This is a genomic window from Intrasporangium sp. Soil_C_50, assembly GCF_057656595.1.
On record NZ_JBDGKB010000001.1, the window covers coordinates 511,036 to 532,415 of the forward strand.

Annotated in this window: 22 protein-coding genes; 9 read left to right on the plus strand and 13 right to left on the minus strand. The window is 72.8% G+C overall.

All coding sequences use genetic code 11. The features are described 5' to 3' along the window. Positions 1–27: 27 nt before the first annotated feature. On the minus strand, positions 28–540 hold the full coding sequence (gene ilvN / locus AC3A5R_RS02445; RefSeq protein WP_076259910.1) for an acetolactate synthase small subunit: 513 nt from the start codon (positions 538–540) through the stop codon (positions 28–30). 8 nt (positions 541–548) lie between these two features. After that, positions 549–2,438, minus strand: coding sequence for an acetolactate synthase large subunit (locus tag AC3A5R_RS02450; protein WP_487619185.1), 1,890 nt, complete (start codon positions 2,436–2,438; stop codon positions 549–551). A 372-nt stretch (positions 2,439–2,810) separates the two neighbouring features. Here AC3A5R_RS02450 and AC3A5R_RS02455 point away from each other — a divergent pair, with 372 nt between their 5' ends. From AC3A5R_RS02455 to AC3A5R_RS02470, 4 genes are read left to right on the plus strand one after another with little or no spacing between them, the layout of a single operon-like run. Beyond that, positions 2,811–3,128, plus strand: coding sequence for a hypothetical protein (locus AC3A5R_RS02455; RefSeq protein WP_487619186.1), 318 nt, complete (start codon positions 2,811–2,813; stop codon positions 3,126–3,128). Next, positions 3,125–3,277 carry a hypothetical protein gene (locus AC3A5R_RS02460; RefSeq protein ID WP_487619187.1) on the plus strand — a complete coding sequence of 51 codons (153 nt, stop codon included), beginning with the start codon at positions 3,125–3,127 and terminating at the stop codon, positions 3,275–3,277. The genes AC3A5R_RS02455 and AC3A5R_RS02460 overlap by 4 nt, the downstream gene beginning before the upstream one ends. Beyond that, positions 3,274–4,278: a GNAT family N-acetyltransferase gene (locus AC3A5R_RS02465; protein WP_487619188.1), complete on the plus strand. Its 1,005-nt coding sequence runs from the start codon at positions 3,274–3,276 to the stop codon at positions 4,276–4,278. Before AC3A5R_RS02460 ends, AC3A5R_RS02465 begins: the two co-directional genes overlap by 4 nt. Before the next feature lie 13 nt (positions 4,279–4,291). Further along, positions 4,292–4,723: an SRPBCC family protein gene (locus tag AC3A5R_RS02470; protein ID WP_487619189.1), complete on the plus strand. Its 432-nt coding sequence runs from the start codon at positions 4,292–4,294 to the stop codon at positions 4,721–4,723. Positions 4,724–4,750: 27 nt separating this feature from the next. Here the strand turns inward: AC3A5R_RS02470 and AC3A5R_RS02475 are convergent, their stop codons facing one another. Beyond that, positions 4,751–5,584 carry a phytanoyl-CoA dioxygenase family protein gene (locus tag AC3A5R_RS02475; RefSeq protein ID WP_487619190.1) on the minus strand — a complete coding sequence of 278 codons (834 nt, stop codon included), beginning with the start codon at positions 5,582–5,584 and terminating at the stop codon, positions 4,751–4,753. 141 nt (positions 5,585–5,725) lie between these two features. On the opposite strand from AC3A5R_RS02475, the gene AC3A5R_RS02480 reads away from it, so the two are divergent. Then, positions 5,726–6,529, plus strand: a complete 804-nt coding sequence (locus AC3A5R_RS02480; RefSeq protein WP_487619191.1) for a helix-turn-helix transcriptional regulator — start codon at positions 5,726–5,728, stop codon at positions 6,527–6,529. Between the two features lie 32 nt (positions 6,530–6,561). Here AC3A5R_RS02480 and ilvD read toward each other — a convergent pair whose 3' ends face one another. From ilvD to AC3A5R_RS02500, 4 genes are all read right to left on the minus strand, one after another. Beyond that, positions 6,562–8,262, minus strand: coding sequence for a dihydroxy-acid dehydratase (ilvD, locus tag AC3A5R_RS02485; protein ID WP_487619192.1), 1,701 nt, complete (start codon positions 8,260–8,262; stop codon positions 6,562–6,564). A gap of 85 nt (positions 8,263–8,347) precedes the next feature. Further along, entirely contained in the window at positions 8,348–8,872 is a 525-nt protein-coding gene (locus AC3A5R_RS02490; protein ID WP_323096843.1) for a SixA phosphatase family protein, read from the minus strand. A gap of 42 nt (positions 8,873–8,914) precedes the next feature. Next, positions 8,915–10,978, minus strand: a complete 2,064-nt coding sequence (locus tag AC3A5R_RS02495) for a YhgE/Pip family protein (protein WP_487619193.1) — start codon at positions 10,976–10,978, stop codon at positions 8,915–8,917. Further along, positions 10,975–11,646, minus strand: a complete 672-nt coding sequence (locus AC3A5R_RS02500; protein WP_487619194.1) for a hypothetical protein — start codon at positions 11,644–11,646, stop codon at positions 10,975–10,977. The genes AC3A5R_RS02495 and AC3A5R_RS02500 overlap by 4 nt, the downstream gene beginning before the upstream one ends. Positions 11,647–11,704: 58 nt before the next feature. Here AC3A5R_RS02500 and AC3A5R_RS02505 point away from each other — a divergent pair, with 58 nt between their 5' ends. After that, entirely contained in the window at positions 11,705–12,319 is a 615-nt protein-coding gene (locus AC3A5R_RS02505) for a TetR/AcrR family transcriptional regulator (RefSeq protein WP_487619195.1), read from the plus strand. A 4-nt stretch (positions 12,320–12,323) separates the two neighbouring features. Here AC3A5R_RS02505 and AC3A5R_RS02510 read toward each other — a convergent pair whose 3' ends face one another. The 3 genes from AC3A5R_RS02510 to AC3A5R_RS02520 all read right to left on the minus strand — a co-directional run bounded on the left by AC3A5R_RS02510 (position 12,324) and on the right by AC3A5R_RS02520 (position 14,759). Further along, the gene (locus AC3A5R_RS02510) at positions 12,324–12,617 is read right to left on the minus strand and encodes a MoaD/ThiS family protein (protein ID WP_487619196.1); all 294 of its coding nucleotides are present in this window, start codon (positions 12,615–12,617) and stop codon (positions 12,324–12,326) included. 17 nt (positions 12,618–12,634) lie between these two features. Further along, positions 12,635–13,717, minus strand: coding sequence for a WD40/YVTN/BNR-like repeat-containing protein (locus AC3A5R_RS02515; RefSeq protein WP_487619197.1), 1,083 nt, complete (start codon positions 13,715–13,717; stop codon positions 12,635–12,637). A gap of 79 nt (positions 13,718–13,796) precedes the next feature. Continuing rightward, positions 13,797–14,759: a 2-hydroxyacid dehydrogenase gene (locus AC3A5R_RS02520; RefSeq protein WP_487619198.1), complete on the minus strand. Its 963-nt coding sequence runs from the start codon at positions 14,757–14,759 to the stop codon at positions 13,797–13,799. Positions 14,760–14,809: 50 nt separating this feature from the next. Between AC3A5R_RS02520 and AC3A5R_RS02525 the strand changes: the two genes are divergently transcribed. From AC3A5R_RS02525 to AC3A5R_RS02535, 3 genes are all read left to right on the plus strand, one after another. Beyond that, the gene (locus AC3A5R_RS02525) at positions 14,810–15,511 is read left to right on the plus strand and encodes an MOSC domain-containing protein (RefSeq protein WP_487619199.1); all 702 of its coding nucleotides are present in this window, start codon (positions 14,810–14,812) and stop codon (positions 15,509–15,511) included. Between the two features lie 65 nt (positions 15,512–15,576). Continuing rightward, entirely contained in the window at positions 15,577–16,782 is a 1,206-nt protein-coding gene (locus AC3A5R_RS02530) for a PQQ-dependent sugar dehydrogenase (RefSeq protein ID WP_487619200.1), read from the plus strand. 78 nt (positions 16,783–16,860) lie between these two features. Next, positions 16,861–17,589 (plus strand): DUF937 domain-containing protein, encoded by a 729-nt coding sequence (locus tag AC3A5R_RS02535; protein WP_487619201.1) that lies wholly within the window; start codon positions 16,861–16,863, stop codon positions 17,587–17,589. Positions 17,590–17,781: 192 nt separating this feature from the next. Here the strand turns inward: AC3A5R_RS02535 and gatB are convergent, their stop codons facing one another. From gatB to gatC, 3 genes are all read right to left on the minus strand, one after another. Then, entirely contained in the window at positions 17,782–19,332 is a 1,551-nt protein-coding gene (gene gatB / locus AC3A5R_RS02540; RefSeq protein WP_487619202.1) for an Asp-tRNA(Asn)/Glu-tRNA(Gln) amidotransferase subunit GatB, read from the minus strand. A gap of 2 nt (positions 19,333–19,334) precedes the next feature. Then, complete coding sequence (gene gatA, locus AC3A5R_RS02545; protein WP_487620108.1) at positions 19,335–20,861, minus strand: Asp-tRNA(Asn)/Glu-tRNA(Gln) amidotransferase subunit GatA; 1,527 nt, start codon at positions 20,859–20,861, stop codon at positions 19,335–19,337. Positions 20,862–20,964: 103 nt separating this feature from the next. After that, a complete protein-coding gene (gene gatC / locus AC3A5R_RS02550) occupies positions 20,965–21,261 on the minus strand; it encodes an Asp-tRNA(Asn)/Glu-tRNA(Gln) amidotransferase subunit GatC (protein ID WP_487619203.1) in 297 nt (98 codons plus the stop codon). Positions 21,262–21,380: the final 119 nt, after the last annotated feature.

Consider the following 21,380-nt stretch of genomic DNA (forward strand, 5'->3'; position numbering starts at 1 on the left):
GGTGTGCTGCTGGTGGTCTGGTGGGTCTCAGGCGCTGCGCAGGCTGCGGTCGGTGATCGAGCGGCCGCCGCGCCCGACGGCGACCATCCCGGACTGGACGAGCTCCTTGATGCCGAACGGCTCGAGGACGTCGAGCAGGGCGCGCAGCTTGTCCGAGTTGCCCGTCGCCTCGACGACGACCGCGTCGGTCGTGACGTCGACGACCTTGGCCTTGAACAGGTGGATCGTGTCGACGATCTGGCTGCGGGTCGCGGCGTCGGCGCGCACCTTGACGAGGATGATCTCGCGCTGGACCGACGCGGTCGGGTCGAGCTCGACGACCTTCAGCACCTCGATGAGCTTGTTCAGCTGCTTGGTCACCTGCTCGAGGGCCGCGCCCTCGACCTCGACGACGACGGTCATCCGCGAGATCTCGGGGATCTCGGTCGGGCCGACGGCGAGCGAGTCGATGTTGAAGCCGCGCCGGGAGAACAGGGCCGCGACGCGCGTCAGGACGCCGGGCTTGTTCTCGACGAGCACGGACAGGGTGTGTTTGCTCATGCTCGGCCTCAGTCCTCTCGCTCCCAGACCGGCGCCTCGTGGCGTGCGGCCTGGATCATGTCGTTGCTGACGCCCGCGGGGACCATCGGCCACACCATGGCGTCGCGGTGGACGATGAAGTCGATGACGACGGGGCGGTCGTTGGTCTCGAGGGCCTGCTTGATGACGGCGTCGACCTCCTCGGGCGTCTCGGCCCGCAGCCCGAGGCAGCCGTAGGCGTCGGCGAGCTTGACGAAGTCGGGCACGCGCTGCTCGAGCGGCTGGAGGTTGGTGTTGGAGTAGCGAGCGTCGTAGAAGAGCGTCTGCCACTGGCGCACCATGCCGAGGCTGCTGTTGTTGATGACGGCGACCTTGATCGGGATGTTGTTGATGACGCAGGTCGCGAGCTCCTGGTTGGTCATCTGGAAGCAGCCGTCGCCGTCGATGGCCCACACGGTGCGCTCCGGCTCGGCGACCTTGGCGCCCATGGCCGCCGGCACGGAGAAGCCCATCGTGCCGAGGCCTCCGGAGTTGATCCACGCGTTGGGGCGCTCGTACTGGACGAACTGCGCGGCCCACATCTGGTGCTGCCCGACGCCGGCGACGTACGTGGCCTCGGGGCCGGTCAGGGCGCCGATGCGCTCGATGACGTACTGCGGCGAGAGCGTGCCGTCCTCGCTGTCGGTCCAGCCCAGCGGGAAGGTCGACTTCCACCCGGCGACGCGCTCGCGCCAGTCGGCGTAGTCCCAGGCGCCCGAGCCCTCCTCGGCCGTGGCCCGGTCGAGGGTGATCTGCTCGATGAGGTCGTCGATGACCTCGCCCACGTCGCCGACGATCGGCACGTCGGCGATGCGGTTCTTGCTGATCTCGGCCGGGTCGATGTCGGCGTGGATGATCTTCGCATCGGGGGCGAACGTCGACAGCTGGCCGGTGACACGGTCGTCGAAGCGGGCGCCGAGGGCGATGATGAGGTCGGACTTCTGCAGGCCGGTCACCGCCGCCACCGTGCCGTGCATGCCGGGCATGCCGAGGTTGAGCGGCTCGCTGTCGGGCACGGTGCCGCGGGCCATGAGGGTCGTCGTGACCGGGATCCGGGTCAGCTCGACGAGGCGGCGCAGCTGCTCGCTCGCCTTGGCCCGCACGACGCCGCCCCCGACGTAGAAGATCGGGCGCTTGGCCTGGGCGATGAGGCGGGCGGCCTCGCGGATCTGCTTGCCGTGCGGCCGCAGGACGGGCCGGTAGCCGGGCAGGTCGATCGGCGGCGGCCACGTGAAGGTCGTCCTCGCCTGGAGGGCGTCCTTGCTGATGTCGACGAGCACGGGGCCGGGTCGACCGGTCGAGGCGACGTGGAACGCCTCGGCGATCGCCTGCGGGATCTTGGCCGGGTCGGTGACGAGGTAGTTGTGCTTGGTGATCGGCATCGTGATGCCGCGGATGTCGGCCTCCTGGAAGGCGTCGGTGCCGATGGCACCGCTCGCGACCTGGCCGGTGATGGCGACGATCGGCACCGAGTCCATGTGCGCGTCCGCGATCGGCGTCACGAGGTTGGTGGCTCCCGGACCGGAGGTCGCCATGCAGACCCCGACCCTGCCGGTGGCGGCCGCGTAGCCCTCGGCCGCGTGGCCGGCGCCCTGCTCGTGGCGCACGAGGATGTGGCGCACCTTGTCCGAGTCGAGCATCGGGTCGTACGCCGGGAGGATCGCCCCGCCGGGGATGCCGAAGACGGTGTCGGCGCCGATGGCCTCGAGGGAGAGTACGAGCGCCTGGGCGCCGGTGACCTCCTGCGCAGGAACGACCGGTGCGACGGGCGCGGACGCGCCGGGGTCGCTGGGCCGCGCCGGGGAGGACGGCGTCGGACGGTGACGGGCCATCGAGGCCACGTCGGCGGGCGAGGGCGCCTGCTTCGTCGTGTCGCTCACGATCTCTTCCTTGTCTCGAGCATTGCGTGGTGTTGCGGTCTCTGGTGCTGCTCGTGGCCCTTCCGTCGCCTCGTCCACCCGGTCGTGGACCCGTCCCGGCCCACAAAAAAACCCTTCGGTCCCGTGGTGGGACGGAAGGGAGCGCGCTGACCGGTGCTGCTGGTCGGCGCGCTAGGGAAGTACGAGGAGTCGGGCCACGCGTCAACCGTCCTACGCGGCCCCAGCGGTGTCAATCGGCCGTACGGGCTGTCTCAACATGTGGCACTGTGATCTCACCCATTGTCACAGGGGCTTGACGCGTCGGCCCCCCGTGCCGTCGACCCGCGGAAAGTCGGTTGAGGAGCGACCGACGCGTCAGGACACTGACGACCCATGGACACCGTCGCCGACCTGCTGCCCGCTCTCGGCCTGCGCCTCACGGCCGGACCGCTCGAGCTGCGAGGCCTCGGCGACGACGACCTCGCCGCCCTGGCCGACCTCGCGGCTCGCGGCGTGCACGACCCGGCCCGCATGCGGTTCTACGTGCCGTGGACCGGGGCTCCGCCGGAGGAGCTGCCCCGGGGCCTCGTGCAGTACCACTGGCGGTGCCGCGCCGACGTCTCGCCCGAGGCCTGGCGCCTCGAGCTCGCGGCTTGGCACGAGGGGATGCTCGTCGGGACGCAGGGTTCTCGACGAGCGACTACCTCGTGACGCGCACCGGGGAGACGGGCTCGTGGCTGGGCCTGCCCCACCAGGGGCGCGGCATCGGCACGGCGATGCGCCCCTTCCGCCGTTCGATCGGCCTCGACATCCCGCACTCCCCCGGCGTAGCCGGGACGACCACACCGGAGAAGCCATGACCAGCGACATGAACCCCGACATCGGCCCCGCCATCAACGATCTCGGCCTCGAGGACCTCGACGGCATCACGTGGCGCCCGCTGCGCCCCGACGAGGCCCGCGCCGTCTTCGAGCTGATGCGCGACGCCGAGCTGGCCGACGTCGGCACCGTCGTCATCGAGGAGGCCGACATCGTCGGCGACTGGCAGCGGCCGAGCTTCGACATCGACCGGCAGACGATCGGCGTCTACGACGGTGACCGCCTCGTCGCCTACGGCGAGGTCGACCGCGGTCGCTGGGGTCATGCGCACGTGCACCCCGACGCCCGCGGTCGCGGCATCGGCACCTCCCTGGCCCTGTGGTGCCAGCGCCTCTCGCGGCGCGACGGTGCCGGGCTCGTCGGCCAGCCGGTGCCCGTCGGGTCGAGCGGCGAGCACCTGCTGCAGTCGCTCGGGTACACGCCGCTGTGGACCTCCTGGGTGCTGGAGATGCCCGGGGGCAAGCAGATCGAGCCGCAGCCGGTCCCCGACGGCTACTCCGTGCGGTCCGCCGAGGGTACCCCCGACCACCGCATCGCCCACGAGGTCGTCGAGGACGCCTTCCTCGAGTGGTCGCAGCGCGACCGCGAGCCGTTCGAGGACTGGGCGGCCGGGACGGTGCTGCGCCCGGGTTTCGAGCCCTGGCACCTGCGGCTCATGACCGACCCGTCGGGCGTCGTCGTCGGCGTCGCCCTCCTCATGGTCAACGACGACTTCGGCTACATCGACAAGCTCGCGGTGCGTCGCGACCAGCGCGGCAAGGGCCTGGCCCGGGCCCTGCTCGTCGACGCGTTCGGCGCGGCCCGCGACCACGGCGCGACGCGCTCGGAGCTGTCGACCGACTCGCGCACCGGCGCGCTCGGCCTCTACGAGAAGGTCGGCATGGAGGTGACCTCGACGTGGCGGCACTGGGCCATCGACACGAGCACCGGCGACACGGCATCCGACGGCTCCCGAAGCGTCGACACCGCGACGGCGGAGTGAGCAGGATGGTGGCATGCACCAGGCGACCTCGATCGACGTCGACGCCGACGCTGCGCGCGTGTGGGCGGTCATCACGGATGTGGAGCGGTGGCCGGAGTGGACCGACTCCGTCACGTCACTGCACCTGCTCGATCCCGCCCCGCTGCGGGTCGGCTCGCGAGCGCTGATCGAGCAGCCGCGCCTCCCGCGCACCCAGTGGACCGTGACCTCGATCGACGAGGGCCGCGAGTTCGTCTGGGAGGCAACGGGGCCCGGCGTGCACACGGTCGCCCGGCACGGCGTCGAACCACTCGACGCCGGACGCAGCCAGGCAACCCTGTCGATCAGCCAGGAGGGGTGGCTCGGCTCCCTCGTCGGGCGCGTGTACCGCGGGCTCACCGACCGATACCTCGCGATGGAGGCCGCCGGCCTCAAGGCGCGGTCCGAGGACGGGTCGACGCCCTAGCGTCGACGTGGTGGGGGGGCGCCGTGGTCAGGCGCGTCCGTCGACGGCGCCGAGGAGCGGGTTGGACCCGGAGGCGGCGAGATCGCCCGGGGCCAGTCCCGGCAGCCAGGTCGCGAGGTCGCTGCCCTGCGCGCCGTTGGCCGGCTCGAGCACCCGCAGCCCGTCGGCGAACCAGATGACGGTCATCACCTCGCGCATGGCGTCGGAGCTGTTGGCCAGGGCCCGGTGCACGGTCCAGCCGGAGTGGAACGACGCGTCACCGGCCTGCATCGCCACGGACTCGTCGACGCGTGCGCCGCGCTCGGCGAGCAGCCGGTCGAAGTGCTCCTCGGACGCGTCGGAGATGCCGATGTCGCTGAGCGGACCGTCGACGTGGCTGCCGGTCGCGAAGGCGAGACCGCCGTGGGCCGGCGTGATGTCGACGAGCGGCATCCACATGGTCAGGCAGCGCGACCCGTCGAGGGGCCAGTACATGGCGTCCTGGTGCCACGGTGTGTACCCGCCGCCGGGCTCCTTGAAGAGCGCCTGGTCGTGGTACAGGCGGACCCGCGGCACCCCGAGCAGGCGCGCGGCGACGCCCGCGAAGCGTGCGGCGAGGACGAAGCGGGCGACGTCCGGGTCGTGCCGCCAGAGGTTCATGACCTGCAGGAACGCCATCCCGTAGCTGTCCCGCTCGGCGAGGGGCCGCGTCTCGGTCCTCAGGCGCTCGACGGCCTCCGCCACAGGCGCACGGTAGGCCGCTGCCTCCTCCCCCGTCGCCACCTGGGCCAGGCGGACGAAGCCGTCGGCCCGGTAGGCCGCGAGCTGCTCGTCGGTGAGGGGGTATGCCGTGGTGAGCTCCGGCAGGGTGTCGGTGGGCATCGCGGGGCCGTCCTTCACGGATCGTGCGCGACCGGAGTGGTCGTCGGTCCGCCCAGCCCACCAGACCCCGGAGCCGCCCGCACGGGACGGCATGGTCGCAGGGGTACGTTCTGGTGTCATGCGCATCCACGCAGGCGAGGCATGACCGCCGCCGGCCGGCTCGGCGAGGTGCTCGTCGCCGGCCGCATCCTCGGCGGCAGCGGGCTGCCCACCGGCACCTCCCGTCGGCACCCGACGTGGGGGCTGACGTTCGTCACCGCCGGATCCGGCCGCTACCGCGACACCGCCCACGACGAGCCCGTCGTCTCAGGCACGCTCATCCTCGTGCACCCCGGACACCCGCACTGGTACGGAGCGGACGCGGGCGGGTGGGACGAGCACTTCGTGGTGTTCGACGGCCTCGCCTACGAGCTCGCTGCACGGCGGGGCGCCCTCTCCACCGGCCGCCCGCTCGTCCATGACCTTCCAGTGCGACGTTGGGCGGCCCGCTTCGCCTCCTTCGAGCGCCCCCGGCCCGCGACGGTCGAGGCCCGCGACGCCGAGGCACTCGAGCTGCTCGCGGCCCTCCTGGACGCCCTGGCGGTCGACGAGCAGCGCCGACGCCGTGGACCCGCCTCCCGCGCCACGGACGCGTGGCTCGCGCGGTCGGTCGAGCTGCTCGAGCACGACCTCGGGGAGCCCCTCGACCTGCACGACGTCGCCTCTGCGGTCGGCCTGCCGTACGAGACCTGGCGACGGCGGTTCCGCGTCGAGACGGGGACCAGCCCGTACGCACACCGGGCCGCGCACCGGCTCGCGGCCGCCACGGAGCTGCTCGTGCACACCGGCCTCGGGGTGCGCGACATCGCGGCAGCGACCGGCTACACCGACGAGCGTCACCTCATCCGGCGCTTCCGCGCCGCGACGGGCCTCACACCGCGCGCCTTCCGCGACGCGTCCCGCTGACGCACCGCCGCTGCGTCAGCGGGCGTGGAGCCTCAGCCGCAGACCGCGCCGCCGCTCGCGCTGCCGACGAGCTTGCGGTACTTGGCGAGGACGCCGCGGGTGTACTTCGGCTCGGGGTGCGTGACGCCCTCACTACGACGACGCGCCATCTCGTCCTCGTCGACGAGGACGTCGAGCGTGCCGCTGGCGACGTCGAGGCGGATCGTGTCGCCGTCGCGGACGAAGGCGATCGGCCCCTCGTCGACGGCCTCCGGAGCCACGTGCCCGACGCAGAGCCCGGTGGTGCCGCCGGAGAAGCGTCCGTCGGTGAGGAGCAGGACGTCCTTGCCGAGGCCCGCTCCCTTGATGGCGCCCGTCACGGCGAGCATCTCGCGCATGCCGGGGCCACCCTTGGGGCCCTCGTAGCGGATGACGACGACGTCGTTCTTCTTCAGCGAGCCGTCCTCGACGGCGTCCATCGCGGCGCGCTCGCCGTCGAAGACGCGGGCCGTGCCCTCGAAGACCGACTCGTCGAACCCGGCCGACTTCACGACGGCTCCCTCGGGCGCCAGGGAGCCGGTGAGGATCGTCAGGCCGCCCGTCTTGTGGATCGGCTGGCCCATCTCGCGGATGACGCGCCCGTCGATGTGGGGCGGGTTGATCTCCTCGAGGTTCTCGGCCATGGTCTTGCCGGTCACGGTGAGGCAGTCGCCGTCGAGCAGGCCGGCCTCGAGGAGCGTCTTCATGACGACCGGGATGCCGCCGATGTGGTCGATGTCCTTCATGACGAAGCTGCCGAAGGGCTTGACGTCGGCCAGGTGCGGCACCTTGGCACCGATGCGGCGGAAGTCCTCGATGGTGAGGTCGACCTCGGCCTCGTGGGCGATCGCGAGCAGGTGGAGCACGGCGTTCGTCGAGCCGCCGAACGCCATGACGACGGCGATGGCGTTCTCGAAGGCCGGCTTGGTCATGATGTCGCGCGCCGTGATGCCGCGGCGGAGCAGCTCGACGACGGCCTCGCCCGACTTGCGGGCGTACATGTCGCGGCGGCGGTCGGTCGCGGGCGGAGCGGCCGAGCCGGGGATCGACATGCCGATCGCCTCGGCGACGGCGGCCATGGTGTTGGCGGTGTAGAAACCGCCGCAGGCGCCCTCTCCCGGGCAGATGGCCCGCTCGATGGCGTCGACGTCCTCGCGCGACATGAGGCCGGCGTTGCACGCGCCCACGGCCTCGAACGCGTCGATGATCGTGACCTCCTTCTCGGTGCCGTCGGAGAGCTTTGCGACACCCGGGAGGATCGTGCCGGCGTAGAGGAACACCGAGGAGAGGTCGAGACGTGCTGCGGCCATGAGCATGCCCGGCAGCGACTTGTCGCAGCCGGCGAGCAGCACCGAGCCGTCGAGGCGCTCGGCGTTCATGACGGTCTCGACGGAGTCGGCGATGATCTCGCGCGAGACGAGGCTGAAGTGCATGCCCTCGTGGCCCATCGAGATGCCGTCGGAGACGGAGATGGTGCCGAACTCGAGTGGGTAGCCACCGCCGGCGTGGACACCGTCCTTGACGGCCTTGGCGAGCCGGTCGAGCGACAGGTTGCAGGGCGTGATCTCGTTCCACGAGCTCGCGACGCCGATCTGCGGCTTGGCGAAGTCGTCGTCGCCGAGGCCTACCGCCCGGAGCATCCCCCGCGCGGCGGTCTTCTCGAGACCGTCCGTGACGTCGCGGCTGCGGGGCTTGATGTCAGGCGTCTGCGTCATGCTCTGCAGCATAGGACGCTGTCCGCTCCGTGGACATGGCATCTCACGTCCCGGCCCCGGCCGGGACCGGTGAGCGTCGGTCGGGTCAGGCGCGGCTCACGTGGAAGCGCGCCAGCGAGCACGAACCGGCGTCGAGGTCGGCCCACTCCCCCTGGTAGCGCAGCACGGCCAGACCGCTCGTGGCGAACCCTGCAGCGAGCGCGTCGTGCGCCTCGCGCGAGCCGTCGCCCTCGGTGAGGATGCTCGTCAGGTGCGCGGTGGTCGGGTTGTGCCCGACGACGAGGACCGTGGCCGTGTCCCCGGCGTCCTCGCGGACCGTCTCGAGGGTCTGCTCCGGCCCGCCGACGTAGATGGTGCGCCGGTACTCGACGAACTCGGTGTGGGCGCCGCCGTGGCACGCCTCCTCCCAGGTCTGCCGGGTGCGCACGGCCGTCGAGCAGATGACGAGGTCGGGCACGAGACCCTCGGTGCGCAGCCAGGCACCGGCCGCCTTGGCGTCGCGGCGCCCCCTGTCGGTGAGCTCGCGGTCATGGTCCGGCTTCCCGAGCACCTGCTCGGCCTTGGAGTGACGCATGAGGACGAGGGTCTTCTCACGGGCGGCGGTGCTCATGCCCCGAGCATGCTCCGTTCCGTCGGCCTTGTCAGCCCGGGGTCACAGCTCGAGGGCCGGCTTGATCCGCTTCGGGGTCCACATCCGCGAGCGTCGGGCCGCCACCGTCGAGAGGGCGAAGGCCCCGACCACATAGGCCGCGAGGATACCGAGATCGCCGAGCACGGGGCCGAGGTCGGCGCCGTACATGAGCCGCCGCAGACCGTCGACGGCGTAGGTCATCGGCACGACGTGGTGGACCGCCTGCAGCGGTCCCGGCAGCGTCTGCCACGGGAACGTGCCCCCGGCACTGACGAGCTGCACGACCATGAACACGAGCCCGAGGAACTTGCCGATCGCACCGAACCGCGAGGCCAGCGCGTGCAGGATCGCCACGAACGTCATCGACACCACCGCGAGGAAGCCGAACGCGAGCACGGGGTGGGCGATCGGGATGTCGACGCCGCGCCCGACGACGAGGACGAGGGCCGCCGCCTGGACGAGCCCGACGAGCGCCGGGGCGAGCCAGCCGCCGATCGCGGTCCGCAGCGAGCGCTGGCTCGTCGCGAGGGCCCGTGCCGACAGGGGCCGGACGAGCAGGAACAGGACGTAGGCGCCGATCCACAGCGCGAGGCTCATGAAGAACGGCGCGAGGCCGGCGCCGTAGGAGCCGGCCGAGGCGAGGGAGTCGCTCGAGACGCCGACGGGATTGCCGATGGTCTGGGCCATCGCCTTGCGCTGCGCGTCGCTGGGGTCGGGCACCGAGTCGCGACCCTTGACGAGCCCGGCGTGCAGGTCGGTGGCGCCCTTGGCGATGGTGTCGAGGCCCGAGGCGAGCGAGGTGGCGCCGGTCGCCAGCGAGTCGCCACCCGACGCCGCACGAGCCGCGCCGCTCGACAGCTGGGCGGAGCCGGCCTTCAGCGTGTCGAGGCCGTCGGCGAGCGTCCCCGCCCCGTCACGAACGCGTACCGAACCGGCGTGCGCCGAGGCGATGGCGTCGGTCAGCGCGGGCATCCCGTTCGCGAGCGCGCGGGCGCCCCTGGCCACCTCGTCGCTGCCCTTCGACAGGCGGGTCAGGTCGCCGGATGCGGTCTGGATCGTCGCGTCGGCGCGGTCGACGTAGCCGCCGATGGCGTCGAGGCGCGGCTCGAGCACCGCGAGCTGTGCGTCGGTGAGGCCCTGTGCACGGAGGGCGGCGACGAGCGCGGCGCGGTCGGCGGACACCTGCTTCTTCAGGTCGGCGGAGGCGGTGGCCGCCTTCGTGCCGTAGCCGGCGATGGTGCGGTTGCCCGCGGCCACCTGCTCGGCGCCGTCGGCCAGCCGGTCGGTCTGCGCCGGCAGCGACGCGGTGCGCGACTGCAGGGTGCCCAGACCGGTGGCCAGCTGCCCGGCGCCCGCCTCCAGGGCGTCCGCGCCGGAGGCCGCCTGGCCGACGCCGGTGTGCAGGCGGGCGGCTCCGGAGGCGAGGTCGTGCAGGCCGCCGGCCAGGCCCGAGGCGCCGTTGGCCAGCTCGTGCGCGCCCGAGTCGGCCTTGGCCGCCCCGGCGCGCAGCTTCTCGGAGCCCTCGACGGCCTTGACGAGCTGGTCGTGCACCTGGCTGAAGCCGAGGAGCAGCTTGCTCGCGGCGGTCTGGCTCACCTCGCTGGCCACCGAGGCGGTGACCTGCTTGACGACCTGGTTGCCGATCGTCGAGGTCATGTAGTTGTTCGCGTCGTTCGTCGCGAGCTGGACCGTGGCCTGCCGGGGCTCGAACTCGGCGGTCGAGGCGAGGTCGGCGGAGAAGGTGCGGGGCATGATGACGGCGAACGCGTACGTGCCGTCGTCGACGCCGCGCATGGCATCGGCGTGCGACACCCGGTGCCAGTCGAAGGACTTCGAGTCGACGAGGTGGTCGGCGACGCGGTCGCCCACCTGGAGCTCCTCGCCCGTGCTCAGGGTCGTTCCGGTGTCGTCGCTGACGACGGCGGCCGGCACCTGCGGGAAGGCGCCGTAGGGGTCGTGGTTGGCGTAGAGGTAGAGGCCGCCGTAGAGCGTCGGGACGAGGACGAGGGCGGCGAGGGCGAGGCGGGCCAGCCGCGAGGAGGTGAGGCGGCGCAGCTCGGCGACCGCGAGGCGGACGGGGTTCATGCCGAGAGCTCCTTGGCGAGGGTGGGTTCGGTGGTGTGGGCGAGGGCCGCGGCCGTGGCGGCGGTGGTCAGCACGACGACGGCCAGGCCGGTCGCGGCGAGCCGGTGGCAGGTGTCGAGCCACCCGGCGTGGTCGCCGCCGTGCCGTTCGGGGCCGGCGAGGACGAGGACGCGCACGTGCGGGTGCAGGGCCGCGAGATCGAGCAGCAGGCTGGAGCGGATGCCGGGCGGTAGCTGCTCCCAGGGCCGGCCGGCCCGGTCGGCGAGGTCGCGCTCGGCGAGGAAGGCGGTGACAGCCGCCCGTGAGGCTGGGCGTTCGGCGAGCGCGAGCTCCTCCTGGACGACGGCCCGGACGGCGATGCCGTCCTCCGGCGCCGTGACGTCTGCGACGTCGACTAGGCGGGTGCGCAGCTGGAGGTCGGGCAGACCGGCGGCTCCGCCGATGCTGACCCGGCCGCGGAGCAGCTCGACGCGGCCACCGATGGCGAGCGCGAGGGCGACCTGTGGGATGCCGGGGTCGGTGGCCACGACGGTGACCTCGCCGGCCGGGGCGGTGAAGGAGACGTGCTCGACGAACGGCTCGTGCGTCCCCGCGACGCTGACGTCGTCGACGACGACGGTGCGCTGGTCCGGCCCGCGGCTGCCATCCTCCTGCTCGAGATCAATCACGATACGAGTATGCATCCAATACACACTCGTATCCAATTCGACGACGTATCCTGTGAGCATGACCACGACGTCCGAGCCCCGGATCAGCGCCCGACGGCAGGCCACCCGCGAGCGCGTCCTCGAGGCGGCGAGCGGGGTCTTCGCCGAGCGCGGCTTCCATGGGGCGACCGTCGAGGACATCTGCGAGCGCGCCGGTTTCACGCGCGGCGCCTTCTACTCCAACTTCTCCTCCAAGGACGACCTCGTCCTCGAGCTGACGCGTCGGCACGCCGAGGACCTCGTCGACCGCATCCGCGCCGCGAGCAAGGTCGAGCACGCGAGCGCCGAGGAGGTGCTCCGCGACGTGCTCGCCGCCCTCGCCGACGACAGCCGCAGCAAGGAGCGCTGGGTGGTCCTCACGACGGAGTTCACGCTGCACGCCATCCGTGACGCCGCGGCACGACGCGCCTGGGCGGCCCAGCAGCGCCGGGTGCGCGACGAGCTCGCCGCCGTCGTCGACGAGGCGGTGGGCCGGCAGGGGCTGACCCTGCCGATGCCCACCGACGTGTTCGTCCGGGTCGCCATGGCACTGACCCAGGGGTCGCTGACGCAGCGTCTCGTCGAGCCGCGCTCGCTCGCCGTCGGCGAGCTGGAGCGCACGGTGCTGCCGATCCTTCTCGGCGTCGGCGACTGACTCGTCAGCCGCCTGAGACGGCGTTGATGATGTGGACCCGGGCGCCGGCAGGCACCGGCGTCGCGACACCCTCGCCGCGCGTGGCGTCCTCACCGTTGACGAAGACCTTGACGTGACGCCGGATCAGGCCGCGCTCGTCGCGGACCTTGCCGTCGAGGATGCGGTGCTCGGCGAACGCGCGGTCGAGCAGCTCGCTGACGCTCTGGCTGTCGCCGGGCGACTCGACCTCGATCTCGGCCACGCCCCCGACGAGGTCGCGGAGCATGCCGGGCAGGATGACGCGGACGGGGGCGCTCATGCGGACACCATTGCCCCTCAGCCGATCTGGGCTGCGCGCACGACGAGGACGTCGGGCAGCTGCGTCGCGATGCGCTGGAACGACTCACCCTCGTCGACCGAGGCGAAGACGTCGCCGTTTCGGGTGCCGAGGTAGACCCCGACCGGGTCGGCGGTGTCGAGGGAGGCGGCGTCGCGCAGGACGCAGGTGAAGCTGTCCGAGGGCAGCCCCTGGGCCTGCATGCGCCAGTGCGCACCGCCGTCGTCGGACCGCTGCACCTGCAGCTGGGCGCCGGGTGGGATTCGCTCGCCGTCGTCGGCGACCGGGATGTTCCACACGACGCCGGGGCGGCGCGGGTGGGCCAGGATCGTGAACCCGAAGTCGGTGGGCAGGCCGTCGGCGATGGACTCCCACGTGGCGCCGTTGTCGTCGGAGCGGTAGACGCCCTTGTGGTTCTGGGCGTAGAGCTCGCCGTCGGCGCGGCCGCGGGCGACCTTGTGGACGCACTGGCCGAACTCGGGGTACTCGTCGTCGGGCATGAAGTACGCGCGGATGCCGGGGTTGGACGGCGCCCAGGTCTCGCCCGAGTCGGAGGAGCGGTAGACGCCGCCCGCGCTCATCGCGACGAGGAGGTTCTCGGGGTGGCCCGCCTCGGGGATGATGGTGTGGACCGCTCCCCCGCCGAAGCCCGGCTCCCACTTCGGCCGGTGCGGGTGGTTCCAGAGCCCGCGCACCAGCTCGTAGTGCTCACCGCGGTCAGAGCTGCGGAAGAGGGCATGCGGCTCGACGCCGGCCCAGACGACGTCGTCGTCGTTGGGGTCGGGGGTCAGCTGCCAGACCCGCTCGAGCGCGGTGTCGGTGTCGGTGGGGAACGCGAGCGCCCGCTCGGCGCTCTCGGTCCACGTACGTCCGGCGTCGGTGCTCACCTGGACGGTCGGGCCCCAGTGCCACGACTTGACGCCGGCGAGCACGCTCGTGCGACCGGCGCGGGTGTCGATCGCGACCGAGGCGACCTCGCTCATGAGGAAGTGCGGGCCCTCGAGGGTCCACTCCACCCGGTCGGTGCTCCGGGCCACCCACAGCCCCTTGCGCGTGCCGATGGCGACGATGGTCTCTGTCATGTTCACAGTGTCCACTACCCCACCGACAGCGACAAGGTCTCGACGCGCGGGGCGGTCCGAAGCTGCCCGACGCCGCCTCTCAGCCGGCGCTCGAGTGCCCGTCGACGACGACGTTGTCGAGGGGTCGGCCGTCGCGCAGCGCCTCGACCTGCCGCCGCACGAGGGCGACGGCGCGCGGTCGCATCGCGTCGGTCGCGCCGCCGATGTGCGGGGTGATGAGCACCCCGGGGGTCGTCCACAGCGGGTGGTCGGTCGGCAGGGGCTCGGGGTCGGTGACATCGAGCCCGGCGCGTAGCCGGCCCGACGCGCACTCGGCCACGAGCGCGTCGGTGTCGACGACCGGTCCGCGCGCGACGTTGACGACGACGGCTCCGTCGGGCAGCAGCGCCAGGGCCTCGGCGTCGACGAGCCCGCGCGTGGCGTCGGTCAGGGGCACGATGACGACGACGACGTCGTGGTGCGGCAGCAGGTCGGGCAGCTCGGCGATGCCGTGGACCGCGTCGACGAGGTCGTCCCCCGCGCGGGCCCGGCTGGCAACGGCCGTCACCGACACCTCGAACGGCAGGAGACGCCGCACCACGGCGCGTCCGATGTTGCCGTAGCCCAGGACGAGGACGCGCCGGTCGGCGAGGGACCGGCGCAGCACGAGCGGCTTCCAGTCGCCCTCCGCCTGAGCGGCGGCGAACTCCGGCACCTCGCGGATCGAGGCGAGAGCGAGCGTCAGGGCGAGCTCGGCCGTGCTGGCGTCGTGCACGCCGGCGGCATTGCACAGGGCGACCCCGGGCGGCACGTCGTCGGCGAACTGCTCATAGCCGGCGCTCTGCAGCTGCAAGGCCTCGAGCGCGTCGAGGCCCGGCGTGACGTCACCCAGCCGCAGCCGGGTCATGTAGGGCACCACCGCGAACCGGATCTCACCACCTCGCGGGTGCGGCTCCTGCATGTCCCACACGACGAGCTCGACGCGGCCGTCCCCCGCGAGGTCGGCCAGCCGGTCGGCGTAGTCCTGCTCGGGGACGGACACGACGAGGCGCTCGGTGCTCATGTCCGAGACGCTACCCAGCGGCCCGGGCGGGCCGGACTAGGCTCCACCCCGTGGTCACCACCGACGGCACGAACAGCACCCGCCCGGCCGACGCCACCGGACACGTCCTGTCGGTCAACGTCGGCCGGCGCACCCCGCAGCCGTACACGAGCGCCGACGCCACGGCCATCGACAAGCGCGCCACCGCGTCGGTCGAGGTGCGGGACCCGGGGCCCAAGCACGGCGGGCTCGGCAGCGGCGTCGTCGGCGACGAGATCGGCGACCCGCGCCACCACGGCGGCCGGCTCCAGGCCGTCTACGCCTACCCGCGCGAGGACCAGCTGTGGTGGGCCGAACGCATCGGGCGGCCCGTCGCCGCAGGCGAGTTCGGCGAGAACCTCACCATCGAGGGCATCGACACCACACACGCCCTCGTCGGCGAGGTCTGGCGCGTCGGCACCGCAGTGCTGCGAGTCGAGGTGCCGCGCATCCCCTGCCGCACCTTCGCCGGCCACATGGACGAACGCGGCTGGGTCAAGCGCTTCACGGAGGCGGGCCGCACCGGCGCCTACCTGTCCGTGACGACCCCCGGACGCATCACCACCGGTGACGCGGTCGCCGTCGAGCGTCCCGACCACGACATCGACCTGCTGACGCTGTTCCGCGCCTTCACCGGCGACCTCGACGCCACCCGTCGCGTCGTCGAGGCGACTGTCGTCGACGCCGAGGTGCAGGCCGACCTCGTCGAGACGCTGCGCCGACGCGCGGGCTGACGCGCTCACTGACGCGCCGGCTGACCAGGCCGCGCCACCGCGGTGGTCGCGGGTGAGAATGGCACATGTCGCCGATCACCCGAACGTCCGCTCGCGTCCGGCGCGCCCTCACCGGCCTGGCCGCAGCGGCCCTGCTCTGCGCGGGGTGCTCGTCCGCGCCCGAGACTGGGAGCCCGAGCACCGGTCCAGGTGCCGCCGCGTCGGCCACCACGGGTCCCGAGCCGACGGCCACCTCCGCCGACGCGACCGACGCCACCGGCCCGTCCACGACCGTGACGCGCTCGCCCTCGCCCCCACCCGCCCAGCCCGCGGGGCCCGTCACACTCCTCGGAGGCCTCGACATCGCCTGGTCCGTGGCGGTCCTGCCCGACGGCAGCGCGCTCGTCTCCGAACGCAACACCGGCCGCGTGCACCACGTACCACGCCCCGGCAGCGGCGGCGCGCCGCAGGTGGTGGGGCGGCTGCCGATCGTCCGCAGCGGCGGGGAAGGCGGCCTCCTCGGGCTCGCGGTCGCGCGGGACTTCACCAGCGACCCGGTCGTCTTCGCCTACTACTCCACCGAGAGCGACAACCGCGTGGCGGCCGTGCCGTGGCGGGGCGGGAGGCTCGGAGACCCGGAGGCGGTGCTCACCGGGATCCCGCGCGGCACGAACCACAACGGCGGCCGCATCGCCTTCGGTCCCGACGGCTTCCTCTACGTCGGCACGGGTGACGCCGGTGACTCGTCACTGTCGCAGAACCTCGGCTCGCTCGGCGGCAAGATCCTGCGTGTCACGCGCGAGGGCGACCCCGCACCGGGCAACCCGTTCGGCGGCTCACCGATCTGGTCCTACGGGCACCGCAACGTCCAGGGATTGGCGTGGGACTCGCGGAATCGTCTGTGGGCCAGCGAGTTCGGGGCCAACACGTGGGACGAGCTGAACCTCATCGAGGCGGGCGGCAACTACGGCTGGCCGGAGGTCGAGGGACGGGCCGACCGCGAGGACTTCGTCGACCCGGTCGCCCAGTGGCCCACCTCGGAGATGTCGCCGAGCGGCATCGCGGTCGGCCCGGACGGTGCCGTCTACCTCGCCGCGCTGCGCGGCCAGTCGGTCTGGCGCGTCCCGATCGGCTCGGACGGGAGGGCGGGCACCCCGACGCGTCACCTCGAGGGGACCTACGGCCGCGTCCGCGACGTGCGGTTCGTCGACGGCCGCGTGTGGCTGACGACGAGCAACGGCGACGACGACCGGCTGGTGTCGCTGCCCCGCAGCGCCGTCGGGGCAGCCTGAGCCGGCGGCGCGGCTAGCCTGAGGCGAGTGGCGGCAACGGAGCCGCCGCGCACCTGAAGACGACAGAGAGGCACGTGCATGTCCTCCTACGACGAGATCCTCAGCCAGGTCCCGGTCGACGAGCTCGCCCAGCGCTTCGGCGTCGAGCCGGGCGAGATCGAGCAGGCCGCGCAGAGCGCCCTGCCCGCGCTGCTCGGTGGGCTGCACGCCAATGCCGGCGACCCGGCCGGGGCCAGCTCGCTGCTCGGCGCGCTCGGCGACCACCAGGGACAGGTCGGTGGGATCGACGACATCGACGAGGGTGACGGGCAGCGCATCGTCGGCAACATCTTCGGAGACAACACCGATGAGGTGGTGAGCCGGCTCGGCGGCGCGTCCGGCTCCTCGGGCGGGCTCGTGGGCAAGCTGCTGCCGATCCTCGCGCCGATCGTCCTGTCGTGGCTCGCGAACCGCATCGGACAGGGCGGTCTCGGCGGCCTCGGGGGGATGCTCGGCGGCGGTTCGTCGGGCGACGCACCGGCGGCTTCCTCCGGGTCGACGGGCGGTCCGGCGTCCTCCCCCGAGTCGGGGCCGCTCTTCCCGGGCGGGCAGGGCGCCGGCAGCGCACCCGTCCAGCCACCCTCGGGCACGACTGACGCGTCAGCCGGCGCCGACGCGTCGGGTGGGGCCGGCGCGTCCGCCTCGAACCCGCTGCAGGACATCCTCGGGCAGGTCCTCGGCGGGGCGTCCGGCGGCGGCAGCGGTTCCGGCGCGGGTGGCGTCCTCGGCGGGATCCTCGGGGGCCTGCTCGGTGGTGGCCGGCGCTAGCATCGCGCAGCTGCCCAGCCTCCCCGGCACCGCCGGTCTTCACCGTCGAGAGGCCACGAATGGCGGTGGTGAAGACGTCGAGAGGCCACGTTTCGTGACGAGACGTGGCCTCTCGACGTCAGCAGGGCCACCATTCGTGGCCTCTCGACGGTTGGGTTGGGCGGGGTCGGGCGGGGTCGGGCGGGGCGGGGGTCAGCCCTGGCCGAGCTTGGCGAGGATGAGGGCGCGGGCCTTGCCGGCGTCCGCCTGCCCCTTCATCTCCTTCATGACCTGCCCGATGAGCGCGCCGGCGGCCTGCACCTTGCCGCCGCGGACCTTCTCGGCGACATCGGCGTTGGCCGCGATGACGGTGTCGACGGCTGCCTCGAGGGCGCTGTCGTCCTGCACGAGCTCGAGCCCGCGGGCGTCGGCCACGGCGGTCGGGCTGCCCTCGCCGGCGAGGACGCCGTCGAGCACCTGGCGGGCCATCGAGTCGTTGAGCCGACCCGAGGTGACGAGGCCGTCGAGCTCGGCGACGTGCGCCGGCGTCAGGCCGATCGACGCGGCGTAGGTGACGAGGTCCTGGGCCTCGGAGTTCGCCCGACGCGACGGCTCACCGAGCCACCACTTGCGCGCCGCCGCCGGGGTCGCACCCGCGGCGACGGTCTCCTCGATGAGCTCGACAGCGCCCGCGTTGAGCACGTCACGCATCTCGAGATCGCTGTAGCCCCAGTCGGACTGGAGCCGCTTGCGGCGAGCCGCCGGGTTCTCCGGCAGCGTGCCGCGCAGCTGCTCGACCCACTCGGCCGGCGGAGCGACCGGCACGAGGTCGGGCTCCGGGAAGTAGCGGTAGTCCTCGGCGTCGGACTTCTCTCGGCCCGACGTCGTGATGCCGGTGTCCTCGTGCCAGTGGCGGGTCTCCTGCAGGATCGAGCCACCCCCGGACAGGATCGCGGCGTGCCGCGAGATCTCGTAGCGTACGGCCCGCTCGACCGAGCGCAGCGAGTTGACGTTCTTCGTCTCGGTGCGCGTGCCGAGCGGCACCGCCGCCTGCTCGGGCGACGTCGGGTCGCCGACCTTGGGGCGCAGCGACACGTTGGCGTCGCAGCGCATCGAGCCCTGCTCCATCTTGACGTCGCTGACGTCGAGGGCGCGCAGGAGGTCGCGCAGCGCCGACACGTAGGAGCGCGCCACCTCGGGCGCCCGCTCCCCCGCACCGGTCATCGGCTTGGTGACGATCTCGATGAGCGGGATGCCGGCACGGTTGTAGTCGACGAGGCTGTGCGTCGCGCCGTGGATGCGGCCGGTCGAGCCGCCGACGTGCAGCGACTTGCCGGTGTCCTCCTCCATGTGGGCGCGCTCGATCTCGACGCGGTAGACCGTGCCGTCCTCGAGCTCGACGTCGAGGTGGCCGTTGTAGGCGATCGGCTCGTCGTACTGGGAGGTCTGGAAGTTCTTCGGCATGTCCGGGTAGAAGTAGTTCTTCCGGGCGAACCGGCACCAGGCCGCGATGTCGCAGTTGAGCGCGAGACCGATGCGGATGGCCGACTCGACGGCCTTCTCGTTGACGACCGGCAGGGCGCCGGGCAGGCCGAGGCACACCGGGCAGACCTGCGAGTTGGGCTCGGCGCCGAACTCGGTGGGGCAGCCGCAGAACATCTTCGTCGCCGTGTGCAGCTCGACGTGCACCTCGAGACCCATGACGGGGTCGAAGCGCTCGAGGGCCTCGTCGTAGTCGAGGACGGCGTCGGTGGTGGTCGTCATCGTCAGGCTCCCTTCACGGCGGAGGCGCCCAGCTCGGGGGCACGGTCGAGGATCGGGCCGCCCCAGCGCGAGACCAGGGCCGCCTCGAGGGCCGCGCCGACGGTGTAGAGGCGCTCGTCCTTCGTGGCGGGAGCGAGCACCTGGATGCCGACCGGCAGGCCGTCCTCATCGGCGATGCCGGAGGGCAGCGACATCCCGGGCACGCCGGCGAGGTTGGCCGGGATCGTGGCGATGTCGTTGAGATACATGGCCATCGGGTCCTCGAGCTTGTCGCCGAGGCGGAAGGCCGTCGTCGGCGCGGTCGGGCTGACCAGGACGTCGACCGACTCGAACGCGCGGTTGAAGTCCTGCGCGATGAGGGCGCGGACCTTCTGCGCCGAGCCGTAGTACGCGTCGTAGTAGCCCGAGCTCAGGGCGTAGGTGCCGAGGATGATGCGGCGCTTGACCTCCGGGCCGAAGCCGGCGTCACGCGTCGCGGCCATGACCTGCTCGGCGCTCGGGTCGGGCACGTCGCTCGGCCCGACGCGCAGGCCGTAGCGCATGGCGTCGAACTTCGCGAGGTTGCTCGACGCCTCGCTCGGCAGGATGAGGTAGTACGCGGCGAGGGCGTACTCGAAGTTCGGGCAGCTGACCTCGACGACCTCGGCACCGAGCTCCTCGAGGAGGCGGACCGACTCGTCGAAGCGCGCGCGGACGCCGGGCTGGTAGCCCTCCCCGCCGAGCTCCTTGACGACGCCGATGCGCATGCCGCTGACGTCGGCGCGGCGCGCGGCCTCGACGACCGGCGGCACCGGCGCGTCGATGGAGGTCGAGTCCATCGGGTCGTGCCCGCCCATGACGGCGTGCAGCAGGGCGGTGTCGAGGACGGTGCGCGCGCACGGGCCGGCCTGGTCGAGCGAGCTGGCGAGGGCCACGAGGCCGTAGCGCGAGACACCGCCGTAGGTCGGCTTGGTGCCGACGGTGCCGGTGACGGCCGCCGGCTGGCGGATCGAGCCACCGGTGTCGGTTCCGGTCGCGAGCGGCGCCTGGAACGAGGCGATGACCGAGCTCGAGCCGCCGCCCGAGCCACCGGGGATCCGGTCGAGGTCCCACGGGTTGCGTGAGGGCCCGTACGCCGAGTGCTCGGTCGAGGAGCCCATCGCGAACTCGTCCATGTTCGTCTTGCCGAGGATCGGCAGGCCGGCCGCGCGCAGCTTCGTCACGACGGTGGCGTCGTACGGGGGCACCCAGCCCTCGAGGATCTTGCTGCCGCACGTCGTCGGCAGGCCCTTGGTCGTCATGACGTCCTTGACGGCGATGGGCACGCCGGCGAGCGCACCGAGGGGCTCACCCGCGGCGCGGCGCGCGTCGACGGCGCGGGCCTGCTCGAGGGCTCCGTCGGCGTCGACGTGCAGGTAGGAGTGCACCTGCTCGTCGACGGCCGCGATGCGGTCGAGGTGGGCACGGGTGACCTCCTCGGAGGAGATCGTGGAGGCCGCGAGGGCCTCGGCCAGCGCGGACGCGGTGGCGCGGGTCAGGTCGGATGGCAGGTCGGTCACGTCAGTGCCTTCGTCGTCGCTGCGGGTGGAGTGGTCGGGGGACGCGGGGCCCGGCGGCGCACGGGGCGCGCCGGACCTCGGGCGTCGGGGCTGGTCAGTCCTCGTCGAGGATGCGGGGCACCGAGAAGCGCTGGTGCTCGGACTGGGGCGCGCCGGAAAGGGCCTCCTGCGGCGTGAGACTCGGACGCACGACGTCGGGACGCGTGACGTTCGTCAGCGGCATCGGGTGCGACATCGGGGCGACGCCGTCGGTCGGCGCCTGCTGCACCTTGGCCACGGACTCGAGGATCACCGAGAGCTCGCCGACCATCCGGTCGAGCTCGGCCTCGGACAGCTCGATCCGGGCGAGGCCGGCGAGGTGGGCTACGTCGTCGCGGGACAGGGAGGACATGCGGGCCAGTCTATGGGTCGGGCGTGGTGCGCCGGGCACGCGTCCCGGGCGCCTGTGACGGGGCACGACGGGCCCGTGCCGCTCCGGCCGTGTCCTCGGGCCGGGGTGCCTCGTTGTCA

Bases quoted from the DNA above. Each gene is read 5' to 3' on its own strand.
- ilvN (WP_076259910.1), bottom strand. From the start codon at position 540: ATGAGCAAACACACCCTGTCCGTGCTCGTCGAGAACAAGCCCGGCGTC.
- AC3A5R_RS02455 (WP_487619186.1), top strand. From the start codon at position 2,811: ATGGACACCGTCGCCGACCTGCTGCCCGCTCTCGGCCTGCGCCTCACG.
- AC3A5R_RS02465 (WP_487619188.1), top strand. From the start codon at position 3,274: ATGACCAGCGACATGAACCCCGACATCGGCCCCGCCATCAACGATCTC.
- AC3A5R_RS02470 (WP_487619189.1), top strand. From the start codon at position 4,292: ATGCACCAGGCGACCTCGATCGACGTCGACGCCGACGCTGCGCGCGTG.
- AC3A5R_RS02475 (WP_487619190.1), bottom strand. From the start codon at position 5,584: ATGCCCACCGACACCCTGCCGGAGCTCACCACGGCATACCCCCTCACC.
- AC3A5R_RS02480 (WP_487619191.1), top strand. From the start codon at position 5,726: ATGACCGCCGCCGGCCGGCTCGGCGAGGTGCTCGTCGCCGGCCGCATC.
- ilvD (WP_487619192.1), bottom strand. From the start codon at position 8,262: ATGACGCAGACGCCTGACATCAAGCCCCGCAGCCGCGACGTCACGGAC.
- AC3A5R_RS02490 (WP_323096843.1), bottom strand. From the start codon at position 8,872: ATGAGCACCGCCGCCCGTGAGAAGACCCTCGTCCTCATGCGTCACTCC.
- AC3A5R_RS02495 (WP_487619193.1), bottom strand. From the start codon at position 10,978: ATGAACCCCGTCCGCCTCGCGGTCGCCGAGCTGCGCCGCCTCACCTCC.
- AC3A5R_RS02505 (WP_487619195.1), top strand. From the start codon at position 11,705: ATGACCACGACGTCCGAGCCCCGGATCAGCGCCCGACGGCAGGCCACC.
- AC3A5R_RS02510 (WP_487619196.1), bottom strand. From the start codon at position 12,617: ATGAGCGCCCCCGTCCGCGTCATCCTGCCCGGCATGCTCCGCGACCTC.
- AC3A5R_RS02515 (WP_487619197.1), bottom strand. From the start codon at position 13,717: ATGACAGAGACCATCGTCGCCATCGGCACGCGCAAGGGGCTGTGGGTG.
- AC3A5R_RS02520 (WP_487619198.1), bottom strand. From the start codon at position 14,759: ATGAGCACCGAGCGCCTCGTCGTGTCCGTCCCCGAGCAGGACTACGCC.
- AC3A5R_RS02530 (WP_487619200.1), top strand. From the start codon at position 15,577: ATGTCGCCGATCACCCGAACGTCCGCTCGCGTCCGGCGCGCCCTCACC.
- AC3A5R_RS02535 (WP_487619201.1), top strand. From the start codon at position 16,861: ATGTCCTCCTACGACGAGATCCTCAGCCAGGTCCCGGTCGACGAGCTC.
- gatB (WP_487619202.1), bottom strand. From the start codon at position 19,332: ATGACGACCACCACCGACGCCGTCCTCGACTACGACGAGGCCCTCGAG.
- gatC (WP_487619203.1), bottom strand. From the start codon at position 21,261: ATGTCCTCCCTGTCCCGCGACGACGTAGCCCACCTCGCCGGCCTCGCC.